We start from the raw sequence: 19,540 nt of genomic DNA, 5'->3' as shown, positions 1-19,540 counted from the left end.
CCCACACCCCATGAGCATCACCACCCCGCCCTTGACCGACGCCGCGCCCGATCCGATGCCGCTGGCCGACGTCGACCTCGCGAACCTCGACAACTTCACCGACGGCGTCACCCCCTGGCGCATGTTCCACACCCTGCGTCACGAGGACCCGGTGCACTGGCAGCCCGAGGAGGCGCCCAACTCCGGTTTCTGGGCGGTCACCCGGCACGCCGACATCGCACGCGTCGACCGCGACGCAGAGACCTTCACCTCCTCGAAGTTCGTCAACCTCGAAGAGGTCGACGAGGACCAGATCAAGAAGCGGGCCTCGATCCTGGAACTGGACGGCGTCCGCCACCGCGCCCTGCGCAGCGTCATCCAGCGCCAGTTCGGGGCGAGCGTGATCAGCAGCTACACCGACTTCCTGCGCGGACTGACCGCCCAGACCCTGGACGCGGCGCTGGCGAAGGGGCGTTTCGACTTCGTCAAGGAGGTCTCCGCCGACTTCCCCATCAACGTCCTCGCCCGCCTCCTCGACGTGCCCCCGGAGGACAACCAGCAGCTCATCGACTGGGGCAACCGCATCATCGGCAACACCGACCCCGACTACGCGGACGTGCTGCTGCACAGCGCGGAGAGCGAGAAGTACCGCGACCTGCCCTTCCGCTCCCCCGCCTCGCTTGAGGTCTTCGCCTACGGGCGCGAGCTGGCCCGGCAGCGGCGCGGCGGCGACGGCACCGACCTGGTGTCCCGGCTGGTGAACACCACGCCGAAGGACGGCGTCCCGCTCTCCGCGCAGGACTTCGACAACTACTTCCTGCTGCTGGTGGTGGCCGGCAACGAGACCACCCGCCACACCATCAGCCACTCCATGCTGGCCCTCCTGCAGCACCCGGAGCAGCTCGCCCGCCTCAGGGACGACCCGTCGCTGATCCCGGCGGCGGTCGAGGAGTTCCTGCGCTGGGCGTCCCCCGTCTACCACTTCCGGCGCACCGCGACCCGGGACGTGGAGCTGAACGGCAAGCACATCAGGGAGGGCGACAAGGTCGTCATGTGGTACGCCTCCGGCAACCGTGACGAGGAGGTCTTCGGCAACCCCTACGACTTCGACGTCACCCGGCGGGACAACGACCACATCACCTTCGGCAAGGGCAGCCCGCACCTGTGCCTGGGCAACCTGCTGGCCCGCACCGAGATCCGGATCATGTTCGAGGAGCTCATCCCGCGGCTGGCGGACATCCGGCTGGTCGGCGAGGTGCCGCGGGTGCGGTCGAACTTCGTCAACGGCATCAAGAAGCTGCCGGTCGAGGTCACGCTCGCCTGACTCGGCCGGGCCGCCGCTCGCCGGCGCCGCCGCCGCGGCAGGGCGGCGGCCGCGACGCGCGCCGCGGCTCCGGCACCACGCGGCGGCGCGGACCCTTCAGGACGAGGGCCGCGCCGCTTCGGCACAAGCGGCCACCGGTCCCAGGACCCGGCACGTTCTTCCCCTCTTCCGTCCCCACGACGGCCCCTCGACGGCCCCGCGACGACCCCAGGACGGCCCCGCGACGACCCCAGGACGGCCCCACGACGACCCCAGGACGGCCCCACGACGGCCCCACGACGGCCACGCGCCCTCGACGTCCCGCGCTCCGTCAGCCCTGGACGCCGTACCGCTCCCCCCGGCCGCCCGCCAGGCCGCGAAATAGCACAGCCTGTGACGAATCAGCCGTGTGCATCGCCTCACATCTGTTAATCCTCGGGGAAATTTTCTACAACCATTCACCAAGCGCGCCTGTCTGGTTAGCGCAGGGATGTTCAGTAGTGAGGAAGAGGAGCACCGAGCGTGACCGTGCGTTCATTTGCCCGGCGGATGCGGCCGCGAGTCGAGCGGAAGGCATCCGAGAGGGTGTGGCAGCTGCGCACCATGCGGCGGCGCCGCAGGGCAGCGGTCGCCGATCCGGTGCTCCGCCCGGTGGCGGTGCGCGGCCAGCGGTTCTACGGACGGGTGGTGACCCGGTTCACCGCCGCCGAGGCGGCCGCCGCCAACCTCGACCTGGTGGTCGCCGCCCTGGAGCAGGAGGGCATCGCCTACTTCCTCGTGCCGTCGTCCCGGGTACGGCACACGGTGGGGGTGAACGCCGTGGACCGCGAGCGTTTCCTCACCGCCCTCGAGTCCCGCAACGCCGGCAAGGCGGTGTTCATCGGCAGGCCGCTGCCCGGCGGCCAGCTCAAGCACCCGGCCCTGTTCATGGACGGCGTCCTGCCGGCCGCGCTGCGCACGGCGCCCACGCTGCGCGTCGGCGAGAACCACCTCGGGCCCGCCGGCCAGCTGCTCGCCGGGCCGGAGCTGGCCTGCGACGTGGAGTTCTGGGACGACGGGGCGCAGCTCCTCGCCTCCGAGGACGGGCCCCGGCGGCTGGCCAAGGTGCAGCCGCAGGCGTCCGAGGACGTCTTCGCCGAGTCCCTGGTCGCGCCGCGCAACAACGGCATCACCGACGTGCTGCCGGCCTCCGAGCAGAAGCCGGCCACGGTGCGGGTCGGTGTCCGGGAGCTGCCGAGCTTCGCCCCGCTGACCCTGCCGACGGTGAACGACGTGACCTTCCCGGTCGACGTCGTCTACACCTGGGTCGACGGCGAGGAGCCCGGAATGCGGGCGAAGCGGGCCCGGTACCAGGAGCGCGGCACCGCCGAGATCCTGGACAAGGAGACCAACGCCTCCCGCTACACCAGCCACGACGAGCTGAAATACTCGCTGCGCTCGCTGGAGATGTACGCCGACTTCGTCCGGCACATCTACCTCGTGACCGACGGCCAGAAGCCGCACTGGCTCGACGACCGGGCCGACGGGATCACGGTCGTCGACCACCGCGACATCTTCCCGGCGGACGTCCTGCCGGTGTTCAACTCGCACGCGATCGAGACCCGGCTGCACCACATCCCGGGCCTGTCGGACCACTACCTGTACTTCAACGACGACGTGTTCGTCGGCCGCCGGGTCACCGCGGAGCACTTCTTCCACGGCAGCGGTCTGATGAGGATCCCGGTGTCCCCGCTCAAGATCGGCGTGGGCAAGCCGCACGCCGAGGAGACGGCCACCAACTCCGCGAGCAAGAACGTACGGCGGCTGCTGCTGGAGAAGTTCGGGCGCATGACGACGAACAACTTCATGCACACCCCGCTGCCGCAGCAGCGCGCGACGCTCCAGGAGCTGGAGCGCCTCTTCGCCGAGGACGTCGCCCGCACCACGGCCTCCCGCTTCCGCTCGCCGCAGGACATCGCGATGACGGCGCCGCTGCTCTACCAGTACGCGCTGATGACCGGCCGCGGCGTGCCGGGCCGGTTCAGCTTCCGGTACGTGAACATCAGCCGCCCGGACGCCGAGGCCCGCCTCGCCGACCTGCGCCGCACCCGCCGCTTCGACTTCTTCTGCCTCAACGACGTCGACGTGCCGCCCGAGGAGCGGGAGCGGGTCGGCGTGCGGATGCACGAGTTCCTGGAGGACTACTTCCCGTTCCCCAGCCGCTTCGAGAAGCAGAACTGACGGGGCCGCGTCCATGGACATCCGCCACCGATTCACGGGTTCCGCGGGGCTGCGGGCCGCCCGGGGCCTCCTGGCCCGCCTGAGACTCTGGCTGTGGGCCCGGCTCTGGGTGCTGCGCTCCGCCCGGGCCCGACGGCGCCTGCGGGCCGCCGTGACCGGCCTGCGCCGCGTGTCCTGCGGGCCGCTGCCGCTGTACGGGCGCACGGTCGCCGGCTACACCGCCACGGACGCCGCCGACGCCGACCTCGATGACGTGTGCGCCCTGCTGGAGGCGGCCGGCGTCCCCTACTTCCTGGTGCCCGTCGAGGAGACGGACGGCGCGCCGCGCCGGGTGATCGGCGTCGAGGAGACACACCGCGGCGCCGTCCTCGCCCGGGCCGCCGAGCGCTTCGCCGGCACGGCCCGCTACGTCGGCGCCGTCGGCCCGGACGGGACCGTGACGCGGGCCACACTGTGGGCCGACGGGAAGCTGCCGCGCGCGCTGCGCCGGGCGACGGTGCTGCGTACGGGCGTGGTGCGCCTCGGTCCCGGAGGGCAGGTGCTCAGTGGCCTGGAGGCCGGGTGCGACGTCGAGTTCTGGCGCCGCGGCCGCGACCTGGGCACGGATCCGTCCTGGCTGACGGTGCCCGGCAGCCGGCTGGGGGACGTCTTCGGCCCGGCGCTGGTCGCCCCGCGCCGCAACGCCGTGTCGGAGGTGGTGCCGGAGACCGCGCAGCTGCCCGCCGCGGTGGCGGGCCGCCGTCGCAGCGTGCCGACGTTCGCCGCGTTCGCCGAGCCGGGCCTCGACGAGGTGCGCTTCCCGGTGGACGCCGTGTACACCTGGGTGGACGGGGACGACCCGGCGATGGCCGCGAAGCGCCGGGCCCACCTGAACCCGGCCGACAGCGGCATCGCCCCGCGCGAGACCGGCGCCTCCCGCTACACCAGCCACGACGAGCTGCGGTACGCGCTGCGTTCGCTGGAGATGTACGCGGGGTTCGTCCGGCACGTCTACCTGGTGACCGACTCGCAGGTGCCGGACTGGCTGGATCCGGAGGCGGAGGGGCTGACCGTGGTCGACCACCGGGACATCCTCCCGGCCGAGGCGCTGCCGGTCTTCAACTCGCACGCCATAGAGAGCCGGCTGCATCACATACCGGGCCTGTCGGAGCACTACCTCTACTTCAACGACGACGTCTTCATCAACCGTCCGGTGCGCGCCGAGTGCTTCTTCCACGGCAACGGCATCGCCCGCATCCCGCTGTCCCCGCTGAAGCTCGGCGTGGGCGCCCCGCATCCGCTGGAGCCCGCCCCGAACTCCGCGGGGAAGAACGCCCGCGAGGTGATCAGGCGCTTCCACGGCCGGCAGGCCAGGCACAAGTCGCTGCACACCCCGCATCCCCAGCTGCTGTCCGTCATGCGGGAGATGGAGGGCTTCGGCATCGAGGAGCTGGAGCACACCGCCGCCTCGCGCTTCCGCTCGGTCCGCGACGTCGCCCCGGCGTCCACGCTGCACCACCACTGGGCGATCGCGACGGGCCGGGCCGTCCCGGCGGACTACCGCTTCCGCTACGTGGAACTGGGCACGCCGGACATGCGGCGGCGCCTGGCCCGGCTCGAGGCCGGCGAGGACATCGACTTCTTCTGCCTCAACGACGTCGACACCGCCCCCGCGGCGAGGGCGGCGTCGCGGGCGGCCATCCACGCCTTCCTGGAGCGGAAGTACCCCTTCCCGAGCCGCTTCGAAGCCACGCCCGCGACCACCGCGCACCGCCACGCGCCGCCCGCGGTACGCCACCTGCGGGCGGGCTGAGCCTGACACACCGGACAAGAAGGGCACGGCCGGGCACGGGGGCGCGGCTGCGGCCGCCGCGGCGCGGCTGTCAGGTCCCGATGATCTCCGCGGCCTCGGAGCCGGCGGAGGGGCCGGTCGCGCCGGTGCCGGAGAACGCGCCGGGCGCGCCGGTGTCCGGGTACGGGACGCGTCCGGGGCCGGCCGGGCGCGGCCCGCGGTGCCGGTGCTCGCCGCGGGTCTCGGCGATCAGCATGTCGACGCAGGCGAGCAGGTCCTCCTGCTGCGCCGTGCGGCGCATGCGCTGAGCGGCGCTGCCCTCGGCCAGGGCCTGCCGGGTCAGTGCCTCGACGGTCTGCCGGTCGCCGAGGGCTTCGAGGGTGGGGCGCAGCCGGTCGAGCAGCTTGCGGACGACCTGCGCGGCGGGCGCCTCGCGACGGGTCTCGGGGTCCACCAGGGTGCCCTCGAGACCGGAGCGGGCGGCCCGCCAGGAGGCGCCGCGCAGCCACTCGTGCCGGCCCCGGCACACCGGTGCGCCGCCGGTCAGCAGCCGCTGCCGCGCCCGGGTCACCAGAGCGCGGAACAGCCCGGCGACGAGGACCACCGTCTCGGTTCGCGGGCAGGCGTCGCAGAGGCGGAGTTCCAGCGTCGGCAGGTGGGCGGAGGGGCGGACGTCGTAGTAGATCATCCCCGGGTCGGTGATGACCCCGGACCGGACGAGGTCGCCTACCGCGTCGTCGTAGTCGGCCGCGGTCGGGAAGCAGCCGGCCGGGCCCGCGGTGGGCCAGCGCTGCCACAGCAGCGTGCGCCAGCTGGCGTACCCGGTGTCGGCGCCCTGCCAGAACGGCGAGCTGGCGGACAGCGCCAGCAGCACCGGCAGCCAGGGTGCCACCTCGCACATGACCCGCACCGCCGTGTCGCGGTCGGGTACGTCGACGTGGACCTGGGCGCCGCAGATGAGCTGCTCGTCGGCGACCTTGCGGTAGTCCTCGACCATCCGGCGGTAGCGGGCGTCCGCGGTGGGGTGCCCGGAGGACGCGGGCGCCAGCGGCGCCGTGCCCGCGGCCACCACCGCCAGGCCGAGCGAGGAGGCGGCCGCGTCCAGGCGCCCGCGCAGGCCGGCGAGGTCGGCGTACAGCTCGTGCAGAGAGGTGTGCACGCCGCTGTTGGACTCCACGGTGGACTGGTGCAGTTCCGCCTGGAAACTGCGCCGGGGCAGCCGGCGCAGCAGCGCGTCGGCGCGCGGCACCAGCAGGCCGCTCTCCACCTCCAGGACGTGGAATTCCTCCTCCACACCGAGACCAGCTTTCACGGTCGCTCTCCTTGAGGTGTTGCCCGAGTGCGTGCCACCCCCAGGTGCCCAGGACGGGCCCACGTAAGCACGGTCACGCCCGTTTGACGCAACCACCGCACAGATGAGCGGCGAAGGGTGTCGTCGTCCCGGCGCGTACCGGCGCCCCGGCGCGTACGGGCGCCCCGGCGCGTACGGGCGCCCCGGCGCATACCGGCGCCCCGGCGCGTACCGGCGACGGTCAGCCGTCCTGCCCCCGCGGGGCCGGTCCCGTCCCGGCACCGCTCCGGTACCAGGACGCCCGGCCGTCGCCCGTGCGGACCTCACCGTCCTCCTGGCGCAGGCGGATCTCGACCCGGCCGTCGGTGACGCGGGTGTCGAAGGCCGGCTGGGGCGCGGTGGCGGGCCCGCGGACGTTCCAGCCGTCGGCGAGGCGGAAGACACTGCCGTGCCAGGGGCACTGCACGCATCCGTCGGCGATGGTGCCCTCGGACAGCGGTCCGGCCAGGTGGCTGCACCGGTCGGCCAGGGCGTGGATCTCCCCGCCGATCTCCCGCACCACCATGACCGGCACGTCGTCCACGGTGCGCCGCACGGCCCGGCCGGCCGGGAACTCGTCCACCGTCCCGATCGCGTGCCAGCCCTGGGTGACGACGTGCGGCACCTCCTCGGCGTGGTTGGCGCCCGCGGCCTGCCGGTACGCCATGTGGCCGCCCAGCAGACCGCCCGCTCCCACCGCCGTCAACCCGAGGAAGCCGTACGTCCGTCCCGCGCCCGGCCTGCCGGTGAGCCGGCAGGCCAGCGAGGCCGCGTACAGGCCGACCGCCGTCACGTTCGCCGCCGCGTGCACCAGCCCGACGCGCATCTGCTGACGGTGCAGCTCCGCCCAGTCGGTCGCGCCGGCCAGGGCGGCGGGGGCGGCGGTGGCCAGGCCGACCCCGACCAGCAGGCCCGCCTCACGGGAGCGGCCCGGCCACAGGTCCAGCACCGCGGCGGACAGCCAGCTGCCGAGGGGCACCTGCACCATGGGCGGATGGACCGGGTGCCCGAGCCACCTGCCGTGCAGGACGTCCCTGCCGCGCCCCAGCGGCAGGGAGCGGACCCCCTTCTGGAGTGTGTCGATCACCGGGTCGGCCCGCCGGCCCCGCTCCAGGCGGTCCAGCAGGCTCAGGAGCCGGTTCTGCCGCGTCCGCGGGTGGCGTCGCCTTGTGTTCATACGCAGCCGGGTTTCCCCCTGCCCGCAGGGCAAACGAAGCCGGCCGTGGCAGGTCCGCGGTCCCCGGTCCGGCGGGGCGGTGTGGGCCGGCGGGGACGAGGTACTCGGCTCGCCGCCCGGCGGGACCCCCTCGTCGCGAGACGGTCGGGAGACGGTCAGGAAAGGATCGGAGAGGGCCGGGAGAGGACCGGGAGTGGACCGGAGAGGGCCGGAGAGGGCCGGCAGAGGATCGGGAGAGGAGAGGCGATGTGCCGTCTGTTCGGTCTCAGCAGCGCGCCTCGGCGCACTCACGCGACCTTCTGGCTGCTGGACGCCCCCGACAGTCTCAGTCTGCAGAGCCGTCGTGACCCCGACGGCACCGGCCTCGGCTACTTCGCGCCCGACGGCACCCCACGCGTCGACAAGGCGCCGATCGCCGCCTACGCGGACCGGGCCTTCGCCGAGGACGCCCGGCGGGTGGAGTCGGCCACCTTCCTCGCCCATGTGCGCTTCGCCTCGACAGGCAGCCTGGACGCCCGCAACACCCACCCCTTCGCGCAGGAGGGGCGGCTGTTCGCGCACAACGGCGTCATCGAGGGCCTCGACGCGCTCGACGACCGCCTCGGCCCGGACCGGTCACTGGTCCGGGGCGACACCGACTCGGAGCGGTTCTTCGCACTGATCACCCGGGAGACCCGGGCCCACGGCGGCGACGTCCGCGCCGGCATCGAGAGCGCCGCCCGCTGGATCGCCGGGAACCTGCCCCTCTTCGCCCTCAACCTGGTCCTGATCACCTCCGACCGGCTGTGGGCGCTGCGCTACCCCGACACCCACGAGCTGTACGTCCTCGAGCGCCCGCCGGGCGGCTGCCACGGCACCCGCCATCTCGACCACAGCGGCACCGGTGGGCGCATGCGCGTCCACTCCGCCGACCTGGCCGGCCACCCCTCGGTCGTGGTCGCCAGCGAACGCATGGACGACAACCCCGACTGGCGTCTCCTGGAGCCGGGCGAGCTGCTGCACGTCGGCGCCGGTCTGCGCACCAGCCGCCACCACGTCGTGCCGCACGCCCCCGCCCACCCGCTCACCCTCGACGACCTGCGCCCCGAGGCGGCGGCCTCGCAGAAGGCGGCCTGAGCCGTCGCCCCGCCCGCACGGTGCGGCCGACGCCGGGTCGGCGGCCCGGTCCGGCGATGTCCTGGGTGCCGACGACCGCGAGCAGGTCGAACAGGCCGGCGCTGTCGGTGCCGACCGCGGGGGTGAACCACGGCAGCCGCTGCCGGCCGTCCTCGGAGAACGGGTTGAGGCAGTCGACCTCGATCAGGCCGAGCGTGGGGTGGACGAGGCGTTCGCGGTCGTCGCGCCGGAACGCCACGTCGTGGTCCGCCCACAGCACGGCGAACTCGCCCGGCACGTCGAGCAGGGTGCGGATCACCGCGTCGGCCTCCGTGTCCTTCGCGTCCCGGCGGGCGGCGGCCGCCCGCAGATCGGCGACGAAGGCACGGGACTGGGTCTCGTGGTCGGCCTCGGTGTACAGCCGCCGGGCGTCGGGTTCGGTGAACCACCGGTGGACGAAGCCGGCCCGGGGCCCCGGAGACCGGACCGGTCGCCGAGCAGTGCCACGGCGAGCGGATTCCGTACGAGGACGACGTGCAGGTCGGTGATGACCTGCGCGGGCGTGGAGGTCAGCCGGCCGAGCAGGTCGAGCATGCCGGGGTGCACGTGCGAGGCGGCCGTGCCGTGCGGCGGCACCGGACGGGCCGCCAGGTGGTTACAGGTGGTCACGCTCGTCCGCGGTCAGCCGCAGCGCCCTCGCCGGTGCGGCGTTCATCTGTTCGGACCGGTGGGATTCCGCGCCGCGCTCCAGCTCGTTGCAGTGGTCCACCGACGCCCCAACGAGCTGGGCGACTTCCTCACGGCGCAGTCCGGGCACCCGGCGGCGCGGGCCGGCCGGCAGCCCGACGTCGGCGGGACGGACCTGTTCGGGCCGCGACCGCAGGAACGCTCCCGGTTCGGTGTACTTCACAGGGCCCATGCCGCCCATTCTGGCGGCCGGCCGGGACGGGGACCGCAGGGATGCAGTCCCCCGCCCCGGCACGTCGGTGCCGGGGCCGCTCGGGCCCAGGCGGTGACGTTCGCCGTCCCGTACCGGGGCGCGCCGCAAGACGTTACTGTTCGGTAGACAACGCGCTCCCGGAGGTGTCACGCATGGTGCCCGACCGTTCCCCCGGCCTCGCGGAATCCGCCCGTGCGCTGGCCGCCGGGGAGGTGACCTCGCGGGCCCTCGTGGAGGCGGCGCTGGCCCGGATCGAGGTGACGCAGCCGACCGTCAACGCGTTCCGGATCGTGCGGGCCGAGGCAGCCCTCGCCGAAGCCGACGCCGCCGACGCGCGGTTGGCCGCCGGGGCCCGCGCACCGCTGCTCGGGGTGCCGGTGGCCGTCAAGGACGACATGGACGTGGCCGGCGAGCCGACCGCGTTCGGCTGCGACGGCGCCTTCCCGCCGGTCGCCGAGGACGGCGAGGCCGTACGGCGGCTGCGCGCGGCCGGAGCGGTGATCGTCGGCAAGACCAACACCTGCGAGTTCGGGCAGTGGCCCTTCACCGAGGGGCCGGGCTTCGGCGCGACCCGGAACCCGTGGAGCCTCGCCCACACCCCCGGCGGCTCGTCCGGCGGGTCGGCGGCCGCGGTCGCCGCCGGACTGGTGCCCGCCGCGCTCGGCTCGGACGGGGCCGGATCGGTGCGCATCCCGGCCTCCTGGACCCACCTCGTGGGCATCAAGCCACAGCGCGGCCGCATCTCCACCTGGCCGCGCGGCGAGTCCTTCCAGGGCATCACCGTCAACGGCCCACTGGCCCGCACCGTCGCCGACGCCGCCCTGCTGCTGGACGCGGCGAGCGGCAACCACCCGCGCGACCCGCACCGGCCCGCGCCCGTCGACGCCCGCGCGGCGGCCGGCCGCGACCCCGGCCGGCTCCGGATCGCCCTCTCCCTGAAGCCGCCGTTCACCGCCCTGCCGGCCCGGCTGCGGCCGGACGTACGGGCGCGGGTCGTCGAACTGGCCGGGAAACTGGCCGGCCTGGGGCACACGGTCGAGGAGGCCGACCCGCCCTACGGGCAGATCGGGCTGGCCTTCCTCCCCCGTGCCACCGTCGGCATCGCCGAATACGTGCGGGACGCTCCGCACCCCGCGCTGCTGGACCGGCGCACCCGTGACGCCGCCCGGCTGGGCAGGCTGCTGGACGGGGCGCCGCTGCGGGCCGCCCGGCGGGCGGAGGCGGTCCTGCAGCGCCGTATCGGCGGGTTCTTCCGGTCGTACGACGTCGTCCTCGCGCCGACGACGGCCGCTCCCCCGCCACGCGTCGGCGCGCTGCTGTCGCTGAGCGGCTTCGCGACCGACCGGGCGATGATCGCCGCCTGCCCGTACGCCTGGCCGTGGAACGTGCTGGGCTGGCCGGGCGTCGGCGTCCCGGCCGGATTCGTCGCCGGCGGCCTGCCGGTCGGCGCCCAGTTGCTCGGCCCCGGCGGCAGCGAGCCGCTGCTGATCTCGCTGGCCGCACAGCTGGAGGCCGAGCTGCGCTGGCACGAGGCGTGGCCGCCGCCGGCCGCCCTCGACGCCGATCCCGACGCCGACGCCGACGCCCCGGCGGCATAAGTGAGTTCGGCCCGTACCCTGTGACCATGGACGATGCGTCGATGGTCGGGCTCGTGGGACGGGTCACCGGAACGGTCGGACCCGGGCTCGTCGGCGAGGTGATGGTGCGGGTGCGGGGCGGAGCCGAGCACTTCCTCGCCCATCCGGCCCCCGGCAGCGGCCGTATCGAGCCGGGGACGGTCGTGATGGTCGTGGAGTACCTGCCGCCGCGCACGGTCTACGTCACCGAGGCGTACGACGGCTGAGCCGCGGACCGGCCGTCGGACGATCCGGCCCCCGTCCAGGTGGGATCGGCGGCACGCAGACCTGTGCGGGTGCCTGTGCGGGTGCCTGTGCGTGGCGTGTGCGCGTGCGTGTGCCTGTGCCTGTGCCTGTGCCTGTGCGCGTGCGTCAAGATTGCTACAAGGGTCTTTCGGTATCTTCCGCCGCGGCGTCAGGCGGGAGCACACTCCCCCTCGTTCGGTGCCGACAGGGCACCATGCAAAGGGGGCGTATGCCGATGATCGTCGGCGTCGTGGCGGGGGTGGCGGCAGGCGCCGTCCTCCTCCTGATCGGTCTGTTCAAGCTCATGTGGCGGGTCGCGGAGCCCAACGAGGCTCTGATCATCTCGGGTTCCAAGCACCGCACCGAGGGCCTCGAGGAGGGCATGGGATTCCGCATCGTCACCGGGCGCGGCACGCTGGTGCTGCCCGGGGTGCAGGCGGTGCGCAAGCTCTCGCTCGACCTGAACGAGACCGAACTGCACGTGGACTGCGTGACGCACCAGGGCATTCCGCTCAAGGTGCGAGGCGTGGTCATCTTCAAGGTGGGCGACGACTTCGTGTCGATCGCCAACGCGGCCCGCCGCTTCCTGGACCAGCAGAAGCTGATGGCGGAGCGGGTGCACAACGTCTTCGCCGGTCATCTTCGGTCCATCGTGGGCGGGTTGACGGTCGAGGACATGATCCGCGACCGGGAGAAGCTCACCGGGCAGACCCGGGCCGCCTGCGGCACGGAGATGGAGAAGCTCGGCCTGATCGTCGACTCGCTGCAGATCCACGAGATCGAGGACCCGACCGGCTACATCCAGAACCTCGCCATGCCGCACGCGGCGGCCGTCCAGCGGGACGCGCGCATCGCGCAGGCCGAGGCGAACCGGCTCGCCACCGAGGCGGAGCAGCAGTCGTTCGCGCGGATGGCGGAAGCCACCCGGGACAGCGAGATCCTGCAGGCCGGATACCAGGCCGAGCGGGACAAGGCGGCGGCGAAGGCCCGGCAGGCGGGCCCGCTCGCCGAGGCCGGCGCCCGGCAGGAGGTCGTCGTCCAGGAGACGCGGGTGGCCGAACTGGAGGCGCACCGGCGTGAGCAGCAGCTCCAGGCCGACGTCCGCAAGCCCGCGGACGCCAAGGCGTACGAGAAGCGCACGCTGGCCGAGGCCGAGCGGGACGCGCGCATCTCGGCCGCGCAGGCGAAGGCGAAGGAGACGGAGCTCGCGGCGGCGGCCGAGGCGACCCGGGTCAAGGCGGCCGCGGGCGCCGAGGCGGAGGCGACCAAGGCCCGGGGTGCCGCCACGGCGGCGGCGACCCGCGCCACCGGTGAGGCGGAGGCCGCTGCGGCGCAGGCGAAGGGCCTGGCGGCCGCCGAGGCGACGAAGGCGCGGGGACTCGCGGAGGCGGAGGCCATCAAGGCGCGGGCCGCGGCCCTCGCCGAGAACCAGGAGGCCGTGGTCGCCCAGCAACTCGCCGAGAACTGGCCGGAGATCGTGAAGGCCGGCGCGTCCGCCTTCGGCAACGTCGACAACATGGTGCTGCTCAACGGCGCCGACGGGATGGCCGACATGTTCGCCAAGGCGCTCACCATGGGCGGCACCGGGCTCGGCCTGGCCCGCCAGCTGCTGGCGTCGATGAACCAGAACGGGCAGCCGGCGAACGGCACTTCGGCCCTGAACGGGACCGCGTCCCCGCCCGCGCGGAAGGTGCCGGTGGACTCCGACGAGGAGTGACGGAGCCCGGCCCGCGGGACACCGGCGCACAGGTCACGGGGGCACCCTTTAAAGTGCCCCCGTGACCGCGTCCATCGATGAGAACGTCCCCGGCCGCCACGGCCCCACCGCCACCACCGAGGCCGACCCCCGCCAGGTCGGCAGGGTGCGCACCGAGTACTCGCCCGCGCACGACGGCGACCCCGACCCCGGCGAGATCGTCTGGACCTGGGTGCCGTACGAGGAGAACGACGGCCGCGGCAAGGACCGGCCCGTGCTGGTCGTCGCCCGGGAGGCCGCCGGCACCTTCCTCGCCGTGCAGCTCACGAGCAAACGGCACGACGGCGAGCGGGAGTGGGTGGCGATCGGCGGCGGGCCGTGGGACCGGTCCGGGCGGGACTCCTGGGTGGGCGTGGAGCGGGTGCTGCGGCTGCACGAGGACGGGATGCGCCGGGAGGCCTGCGCCCTGGACCGGATGCGGTTCGACCTGGTGCGGCACCGGCTGCGCGAGCGCTACGGCTGGAGCTGACGCCCGACCACCAGAGCCGACGCCCGACCACAAGAGCCGACACCCGACCACCAGAGCCGACACCCGATCGCCACGGCCGGGGCTCGCCGCGGCTGGGCCCCGAACGCTACGCCTGGGGCCGAGGCTCGGGGAAGGACCGGACGAACGCCGCACGGACCGTCCGGTCCGGCGTGCGGTCCAGGATGCCGAACACCACGTGCTCGAAGGTCCCCGCGAACCGGCCGCCCGGCCCGAGCAGCGTCCGGAACGCGCCCGCGACCTGCGCCGGGTCGTTGCGGAACACCCCGCAGCCCCAGGCGCCCAGCACCAGCCGCCGGTAGCCGTGCGCGACGGCCGTCTCCAGCACCCGCTCGGCCCGCACCGCCAGCGCCCGCGGCAGTTCACCGGCCCGCTGCGGCGCCCTGCGCAGGACGACTCCCGCGTTCGGCGCCGCGGCGGTCAGGAAACCCACGGTGTACGGCTCGTCCAGCAGGCGGCCGCGGTCGTCCCGGAAGACGGGCACCGCCGGTGAGTGGATGACCCGGTCGGTGTAGAACGGGTCGCGGTGCGCGCGGTGGTGCTCGTAGTACTCGGGCGCCCGCAGCAGACAGGTGTACAGCGCGGACGCCCGGCACAGGGCCTCTTCCTGGGCCTGCGCGCCGTTGAGGTAGCCGCCGCCCGGGTTTCGGGCCGAGGCGAAGTTCAGCACGGCCGTGTCCGCGCCGAGGCGGCGGGCGGCCTCCAGACTGCTCTCGCCCGTGACCTCGACACCCGTGCCGGTCCCGGCGGCCGGCACCACCGGCACGGGCGCCGGACCGTACATCCGGGTGCCGGCCCGCGCGGCCTCGACGGCCGCGGCGAGCGGCACCTCCCGGCCGCCCGGCGCGCGGTAGGCCCCGGCCGCCACGATCTGTTCCGTCTGCCGCGCGATGCCGCGCAGGCGCGCGCTCATGGCGCCACCCCCGTGGACTCCATGACCACGCCCTGCGCGTGCTCCCCCATCGTGCTCATGCAGGCATCGTGGGTGATGCTGGTGATGCGGGGCAACCGGGTTTCCAGGGGCCCCGAGAACGCCGGGGAAAGGCGTGGGAAACGGCGGGAAGGCGGAGATTACCGGGCCGGAACACACCGGGACGCACTCTTGTGCGAATAGACGCGAGGGTTTTGGGTAGGACGGGTGCCGCCGCCCGGACGCCTCACGGGTTGATCGGTGGCATCGTGGAATCTCAGGAGGAATCCCGACATGTCCAACTCAGTGAGCGACTGCGGTGACTGTCCGGAAAACCGCACCGCAGTCACCGACGCCGAGGTGGAGGCCCTGGTCCGGGGCATCTGCTTCAAGACCGGCCCACCACGTGTCCTCGGGGTCGAGGTGGAATGGCTCGTCCACGAGCTGCGCGCACCGCAGCTCCCCGTCACACCCGAACGACTCTCGGCGGCCTACGCCGCACTGCGGACCGTGCCCTTGAGGTCGGCGTTCACCGTCGAACCCGGCGGCCAGCTGGAGCTCAGCTCGCCTCCCGCCGGTTCGCTGACGGAGTGCATCGCCACCGTCTCCGCCGACCTGGACGCCGTTCGCGCGCTCCTCGCCGAACACGGCCTCGGCCTCTTAGGCATCGGCCACGAGCCGTGGCACCCGCCACGCCGGTTCCTGCGCCGGCCGCGCTACGACGCCATGGAGACCTGCCTGGACCGGGACGGTCCGGCCGGCCGCGCCATGATGTGTTCCTCCGCCTCCGTCCAGGTCTGCCTGGACGCCGGGTACGAGGAGCCCGGCCCGCTCGGGCACGGGCGGCGCTGGTGGCTGGCGCACCAGCTGGGCGCGGTCCTGCTGGCCGCGTTCGCCAACTCACCGCTGGCGGAGGGCCGGCCCACCGGCTGGCGCTCGACCCGCCAGCTGCGGTGGATGGAGATCGGCCCCGGCCGGGCGGGCGCGCCACGGCTGAACGGCGACCCGCGGGACGCCTGGGCCCGGCACGTCCTGGACGCGCCGGTGATGTGCGTACGCCGCGACGGCGGACCCTGGGACGTCCCCGAGGGACTGACGTTCCGGGAATGGACCAGATCCGGGGCGCCGACCCGGGAGGACCTCGACTACCACATCACGACCCTGTTCCCGCCGGTCAGACCGCGCGGCCACCTGGAACTGCGGATGATCGACGCGCAGCCCGGCGACGACGGGTGGATCGTTCCGCTCGCCGTGACGGCCGCGCTGTTCGACGACCCGGAGACCGCCGAGACGGCCTACCGGATGGTCAAGCCCCTGGCCGAGCGGGCCACCGCCCGGCCCGCACCGCACAACCCGCTGTGGAGCGACGCGGCCCGCCTGGGCCTGGCCGACCCCGAACTGCACGAAGCGGCCGTCGGCTGCTTCACGGCGGCCCTGGAGGCCCTGCCCCGGCTCGGGGCCACCGCCGAGGTGACGCACGCCGTCACGGAGTACCTGGAGCGCTACGTGGCGCGGGGCCGCTGCCCCGCCGACGACCTGCTCGACCACCTGCACGGCACCGGCCGTCGCAGCCACGGGAAGGACAGCCGCACATGACCGACCCCTCCCTCGACGCCGACGCGCTGCGGGAACGGACCCTGCTCACCCTCACCACGGCCCGCGCCCGCACCACGCTGCTGACCAGCTGCGTCGACGGGCCCGACCTGACCGCACAGCACTCGCCGCTGATGTCGCCGCTGGTGTGGGACCTGGCGCACATCGGCAACCAGGAGGAGCAGTGGCTGCTGCGGGCCGTCGCCGGCCGGGAGGCGATGCGCCCCGAGATCGACAGCCTCTACGACGCCTTCGAGCACCCGCGCTCCGAACGGCCCAGCCTGCCCCTGCTGCCGCCCGCCGAGGCCCGCGCCTACGCGGCCGAGGTGCGCGGCCGGGTGCTGGACCTGCTGGAGAAGGCCGACTTCCACGGGACCCGGCTGACCCGGGCCGGCTTCGCCTTCGGGATGATCGCGCAGCACGAACAGCAGCACGACGAGACGATGCTGATCACCCATCAGCTCCGCAAGGGCCCGCCGGTCCTGACGGCGCCCGACCCCGACCCGCTCCCCCTGTCGACCGGACCGGCCGAAGTCCTCGTGCCGGGGGGCCCGTTCACCATGGGCACCTCCACCGAGCCCTGGGCGCTGGACAACGAACGCCCGGCGCACCGGCGGGAGGTGGCGCCGTTCTGGATCGACACCACGCCGGTCACCAACGCCGCCTACCAGGCGTTCATCGAGGACGGCGGCTACGACGACGAACGGTGGTGGACGGCCGACGGCTGGGCCCACGTCCGCCGCAACTCCCTGCGCGCCCCGCTGTTCTGGCGCCGCGACGGCGGGCAGTGGCTCAGGCGCCGCTTCGGCGTCACCGAGGTGGTGCCGCCCGACGAGCCGGTCGTGCACGTGTGCTGGTACGAGGCGGACGCCTACGCCCGCTGGGCGGGGCGGCGGCTGCCCACCGAGACCGAGTGGGAGAAGGCCGCCCGGCACGACCCCGCCACCGGCCGTTCGAGGCGCTACCCGTGGGGCGACGCGGACCCGGCGCCCGAGCACGCCAACCTCGGCCAGCGCCACCTGCGTCCCGCCCCGGCCGGCAGCTACCCGGCGGGCGAGTCGCCGCTCGGCGTACGGCAGTTGATCGGTGACGTGTGGGAGTGGACGGCGAGCGACTTCCTGCCGTACCCGGGCTTCGAGGCGTTCCCGTACAAGGAGTACTCGGAGGTGTTCTTCGGACCCGAGTACAAGGTGCTGCGCGGCGGTTCGTTCGCCGTGGACCCGGTGGCCTGCCGGGGCACGTTCCGCAACTGGGACTATCCGATCCGACGGCAGATCTTCAGCGGTTTCCGCACCGCCCGTTCGGAGGCGGCCTGATGTGCCGTCACGTGGCCTATCTGGGGACCGCGGAGCCGCTCGGCCGGCTCCTGGTGGAACCCCCGCACGCCCTGTACCGCCAGTCCTGGGCGCCCCGGCACCAGCGGTACGGCACCGTCAACGCCGACGGTTTCGGGGTCGGCTGGTACGCCGACGGCGACCCGGTGCCCGCGCGGTACCGGCGGGCCGGGCCGATCTGGGCCGACCTGTCCTTCGCCGACCTGGCCCGGGTGGTGCGCAGCCGCGCCCTGCTGGGCGCCGTACGGGACGCGACGCTGTCCGGGGCCGACGCCGAGGCCGCGGCGGCGCCGTTCGCCGCGGGCACCTGGCTGTTCAGCCACAACGGCGCGGTCGCGGGCTGGCCCGGCTCGCCGGCACCGCTGGCCCGGACGCTGTCCGCCGAGGACCTGCTGTCGCTGGAGGCCCGCAACGACTCGGCGTTCGTGTGGGCGCTGGTCCTCGCCCGGCTGCGCGGCGGCTACGACCCGGGCGAGGCCATGGCCGACACGGTGCTGGAGGTCGCCGCGGCGGCCCCCGGCTCCCGGCTCAACCTGCTGCTCACCGACGGCGAGACGATCACCGCGACCGCCTGGGGCGACGCGCTCCACTACCTGTGGACGCCCGGCCGCGGCACCGTCGTGGCCTCCGAGCCCTACGACGACGACCCCCACTGGCAGCAGGTCCCCGACCGCACCCTGCTCGCGGCGACCCGCACCGACGTGCTGCTGACCCCGCTCAAGGAGCCGAGTGACGCCCTGACACCGGCACCACGGAAGGAGCCCAGTTCGTGAGCCCGTTCCTTGTCACCCGCACCCTGCCCGAGGACGCCACCGAGGCCGCCCTGCGCGCCGATGTCCAGCACGGCCTGACCGCCACGCCCAAGACGCTGCCGCCGAAGTGGTTCTACGACGCCCACGGCAGCGAACTGTTCGAGCGGATCACCGAGTTGCCCGAGTACTACCCGACGCGCGCCGAACGGGAGATCCTCCTCGCCCGCTCCGCCGAGATCGCCACGGCGACCGGCGCCCGCACCCTGGTCGAACTGGGCTCGGGCTCCTCTGACAAGACACGCCACCTGATCGACGCCCTGACCGGACTGCGTACCTACGTCCCGGTCGACGTCAGCGAGAGCGCGCTCACCCAGGCCGGCCACGCCATCGTCGCCGAGCACCCGGCACTCGACGTGCACGCGCTCATCGCCGACTTCACCGCCCGCCTGGACCTGCCGGAGACGCCGGGCCCCCGGCTGCTGGCCTTCCTCGGCGGCACCATCGGCAACCTGCTGCCCGCCGAACGGGCCGCCTTCCTCGCCTCGGTCCGCGCCCTGCTCTCCCCCGGCGACGCGCTGCTGCTCGGCACGGACCTGGTCAAGGACGAACGGGTGCTGGTCCGGGCGTACGACGACGCGGCCGGGGTGACGGCCGCGTTCAACAAGAACGTCCTGACCGTCGTCAACCGCGAGCTGGGCGCCGACTTCGACCCCGGCGCCTTCGACCATGTGGCGCTGTGGGACGCGGAGAACGAGTGGATCGAGATGCGGCTGCGCTCGCGCCGCGCGCAGACCGTGAAGGTGCCCGCGCTCGACCTGGCCGTCGACTTCGCGGCGGGCGAGGAGCTGCGCACCGAGGTGTCGGCGAAGTTCCGGAAGGAGGGTGTGCGCGCCGAACTCGGGGCCGCGGGGCTGGAGCTGTCCCACTGGTGGACGGACGGCGAGGGCCGCTTCGCGCTGTCGCTGAGCGTGGCGTGCTGAGCCGGGCGCGCTGAGCCCGGTACCCCGCGCGACCGCGCCGAGCACGCACTC

At 74.0% G+C, this 19,540-nt stretch carries 15 protein-coding genes and 1 pseudogene; 12 read left to right on the top strand and 4 right to left on the bottom strand.

What is annotated here, in order from left to right; genetic code table 11:
• The first annotated feature begins 10 nt into the window (after window positions 1-10).
• The 3 genes from VKA29_RS14955 to VKA29_RS14945 all read left to right on the top strand — a co-directional run bounded on the left by VKA29_RS14955 (window position 11) and on the right by VKA29_RS14945 (window position 5,294).
• Window positions 11-1,303, top strand: coding sequence for a cytochrome P450 (locus VKA29_RS14955; RefSeq protein WP_324786022.1), 1,293 nt, complete (start codon window positions 11-13; stop codon window positions 1,301-1,303).
• 528 nt (window positions 1,304-1,831) lie between these two features.
• Window positions 1,832-3,502 carry a stealth family protein gene (locus VKA29_RS14950; RefSeq protein ID WP_324786021.1) on the top strand — a complete coding sequence of 557 codons (1,671 nt, stop codon included), beginning with the start codon at window positions 1,832-1,834 and terminating at the stop codon, window positions 3,500-3,502.
• Window positions 3,503-3,515: 13 nt separating this feature from the next.
• Complete coding sequence (locus VKA29_RS14945; protein WP_324786019.1) at window positions 3,516-5,294, top strand: stealth family protein; 1,779 nt, start codon at window positions 3,516-3,518, stop codon at window positions 5,292-5,294.
• 70 nt (window positions 5,295-5,364) lie between these two features.
• On the opposite strand, the gene VKA29_RS14940 is transcribed toward VKA29_RS14945, so the two are convergent.
• Both VKA29_RS14940 and VKA29_RS14935 read right to left on the bottom strand, forming a co-directional pair.
• Window positions 5,365-6,585, bottom strand: coding sequence for a glutamate--cysteine ligase (locus VKA29_RS14940; RefSeq protein WP_324786018.1), 1,221 nt, complete (start codon window positions 6,583-6,585; stop codon window positions 5,365-5,367).
• A 220-nt stretch (window positions 6,586-6,805) separates the two neighbouring features.
• The gene (locus VKA29_RS14935; protein WP_324786017.1) at window positions 6,806-7,780 is read right to left on the bottom strand and encodes a Rieske (2Fe-2S) protein; all 975 of its coding nucleotides are present in this window, start codon (window positions 7,778-7,780) and stop codon (window positions 6,806-6,808) included.
• Between the two features lie 246 nt (window positions 7,781-8,026).
• Here VKA29_RS14935 and VKA29_RS14930 point away from each other — a divergent pair, with 246 nt between their 5' ends.
• The gene (locus VKA29_RS14930) at window positions 8,027-8,896 is read left to right on the top strand and encodes a class II glutamine amidotransferase (RefSeq protein WP_324786016.1); all 870 of its coding nucleotides are present in this window, start codon (window positions 8,027-8,029) and stop codon (window positions 8,894-8,896) included.
• Here the strand turns inward: VKA29_RS14930 and VKA29_RS14925 are convergent.
• Window positions 8,844-9,785, bottom strand: a pseudogene (locus VKA29_RS14925) (helix-turn-helix transcriptional regulator). The gene VKA29_RS14930 and the pseudogene VKA29_RS14925 overlap by 53 nt on opposite strands.
• A 182-nt stretch (window positions 9,786-9,967) precedes the next feature.
• Between VKA29_RS14925 and VKA29_RS14920 the strand changes: the two are divergent.
• From VKA29_RS14920 to VKA29_RS14905, 4 genes are all read left to right on the top strand, one after another.
• A complete protein-coding gene (locus tag VKA29_RS14920; RefSeq protein ID WP_324786015.1) occupies window positions 9,968-11,413 on the top strand; it encodes an amidase in 1,446 nt (481 codons plus the stop codon).
• Between the two features lie 26 nt (window positions 11,414-11,439).
• Window positions 11,440-11,658, top strand: coding sequence for a hypothetical protein (locus tag VKA29_RS14915; protein ID WP_324786014.1), 219 nt, complete (start codon window positions 11,440-11,442; stop codon window positions 11,656-11,658).
• A gap of 248 nt (window positions 11,659-11,906) precedes the next feature.
• Window positions 11,907-13,394 (top strand): SPFH domain-containing protein, encoded by a 1,488-nt coding sequence (locus VKA29_RS14910; protein WP_324786013.1) that lies wholly within the window; start codon window positions 11,907-11,909, stop codon window positions 13,392-13,394.
• A gap of 61 nt (window positions 13,395-13,455) precedes the next feature.
• On the top strand, window positions 13,456-13,902 hold the full coding sequence (locus VKA29_RS14905; protein WP_324786012.1) for a type II toxin-antitoxin system PemK/MazF family toxin: 447 nt from the start codon (window positions 13,456-13,458) through the stop codon (window positions 13,900-13,902).
• 106 nt (window positions 13,903-14,008) lie between these two features.
• Here VKA29_RS14905 and VKA29_RS14900 read toward each other — a convergent pair whose 3' ends face one another.
• Window positions 14,009-14,833 (bottom strand): TIGR02452 family protein, encoded by an 825-nt coding sequence (locus tag VKA29_RS14900; RefSeq protein ID WP_324786011.1) that lies wholly within the window; start codon window positions 14,831-14,833, stop codon window positions 14,009-14,011.
• Window positions 14,834-15,124: 291 nt separating this feature from the next.
• On the opposite strand from VKA29_RS14900, the gene egtA reads away from it, so the two are divergent.
• From egtA to egtD, 4 genes are read left to right on the top strand one after another with little or no spacing between them, the layout of a single operon-like run.
• Entirely contained in the window at window positions 15,125-16,426 is a 1,302-nt protein-coding gene (gene egtA / locus VKA29_RS14895) for an ergothioneine biosynthesis glutamate--cysteine ligase EgtA (RefSeq protein ID WP_324786010.1), read from the top strand.
• A complete protein-coding gene (gene egtB, locus VKA29_RS14890; RefSeq protein WP_324786009.1) occupies window positions 16,423-17,739 on the top strand; it encodes an ergothioneine biosynthesis protein EgtB in 1,317 nt (438 codons plus the stop codon). Before egtA ends, egtB begins: the two co-directional genes overlap by 4 nt.
• A complete protein-coding gene (gene egtC / locus VKA29_RS14885) occupies window positions 17,739-18,530 on the top strand; it encodes an ergothioneine biosynthesis protein EgtC (RefSeq protein ID WP_324786008.1) in 792 nt (263 codons plus the stop codon). Before egtB ends, egtC begins: the two co-directional genes overlap by 1 nt.
• Window positions 18,527-19,489: an L-histidine N(alpha)-methyltransferase gene (gene egtD, locus VKA29_RS14880; protein WP_324786007.1), complete on the top strand. Its 963-nt coding sequence runs from the start codon at window positions 18,527-18,529 to the stop codon at window positions 19,487-19,489. Before egtC ends, egtD begins: the two co-directional genes overlap by 4 nt.
• The last annotated feature ends 51 nt before the right edge of the window (window positions 19,490-19,540 follow it).

Origin of the sequence: Streptomyces sp. H51, assembly GCF_035656535.1 — a bacterium.
Classification (GTDB): Bacteria; Actinomycetota; Actinomycetes; order Streptomycetales; family Streptomycetaceae; genus Streptomyces.
The sequence above is the reverse complement of the archived record's forward strand: the minus strand, read 5'-3'. Positions and strand labels throughout refer to the sequence as shown.

Excerpts from the sequence above, each read along its gene's own strand:
- egtA (WP_324786010.1), top strand. The coding sequence starts at position 15,125 with ATGTCCAACTCAGTGAGCGACTGCGGTGACTGTCCGGAAAACCGCACC.
- VKA29_RS14945 (WP_324786019.1), top strand. The coding sequence starts at position 3,516 with ATGGACATCCGCCACCGATTCACGGGTTCCGCGGGGCTGCGGGCCGCC.
- VKA29_RS14950 (WP_324786021.1), top strand. The coding sequence starts at position 1,832 with ATGCGGCCGCGAGTCGAGCGGAAGGCATCCGAGAGGGTGTGGCAGCTG.
- VKA29_RS14955 (WP_324786022.1), top strand. The coding sequence starts at position 11 with ATGAGCATCACCACCCCGCCCTTGACCGACGCCGCGCCCGATCCGATG.
- egtB (WP_324786009.1), top strand. The coding sequence starts at position 16,423 with ATGACCGACCCCTCCCTCGACGCCGACGCGCTGCGGGAACGGACCCTG.
- VKA29_RS14920 (WP_324786015.1), top strand. The coding sequence starts at position 9,968 with ATGGTGCCCGACCGTTCCCCCGGCCTCGCGGAATCCGCCCGTGCGCTG.
- VKA29_RS14930 (WP_324786016.1), top strand. The coding sequence starts at position 8,027 with ATGTGCCGTCTGTTCGGTCTCAGCAGCGCGCCTCGGCGCACTCACGCG.
- VKA29_RS14915 (WP_324786014.1), top strand. The coding sequence starts at position 11,440 with ATGGACGATGCGTCGATGGTCGGGCTCGTGGGACGGGTCACCGGAACG.
- egtC (WP_324786008.1), top strand. The coding sequence starts at position 17,739 with ATGTGCCGTCACGTGGCCTATCTGGGGACCGCGGAGCCGCTCGGCCGG.
- VKA29_RS14900 (WP_324786011.1), bottom strand. The coding sequence starts at position 14,833 with ATGAGCGCGCGCCTGCGCGGCATCGCGCGGCAGACGGAACAGATCGTG.
- VKA29_RS14910 (WP_324786013.1), top strand. The coding sequence starts at position 11,907 with ATGCCGATGATCGTCGGCGTCGTGGCGGGGGTGGCGGCAGGCGCCGTC.
- VKA29_RS14935 (WP_324786017.1), bottom strand. The coding sequence starts at position 7,780 with ATGAACACAAGGCGACGCCACCCGCGGACGCGGCAGAACCGGCTCCTG.